The 253-nt window shown below is 53.4% G+C and carries 1 protein-coding gene; it reads right to left on the bottom strand.

Translation table 11 applies throughout. From position 1 onward, the window contains the following. The coding region (locus tag R0J92_RS24895) for a sensor histidine kinase (protein ID WP_411053654.1) at nucleotides 1–253 on the bottom strand (253 nt) is incomplete at both ends.

Below are 253 nucleotides of genomic sequence, written 5' to 3'. Positions count from 1 at the left end.
CAAAGTCGGGACCAGCCCAAGATCGTCCAATGCCATCGGGCGCAAGTCATAGATGATTCGCCGGACTTCCGTGAGCGCTTGCCTCACCATATCCTTCAGTGAAGAGATTTCCTTGAAAGCCTTATCTGCGCCTTTTTCGCGGTATGTCTTCTCGATCAAATCCGAGCGCAGCAAAACGTTTGCCATCATCTGTGCCGGGCCATCATGTATTTCTCGCGACAGCCGCTTGCGCTCTTCTTCCTGCGCTTCGATG

Source organism: Tritonibacter sp. SIMBA_163, from assembly GCF_046535935.1.
Classification (GTDB): domain Bacteria; phylum Pseudomonadota; class Alphaproteobacteria; order Rhodobacterales; family Rhodobacteraceae; genus Epibacterium; species Epibacterium scottomollicae.
This window is presented reverse-complemented; position numbering and strand designations above follow the sequence as displayed.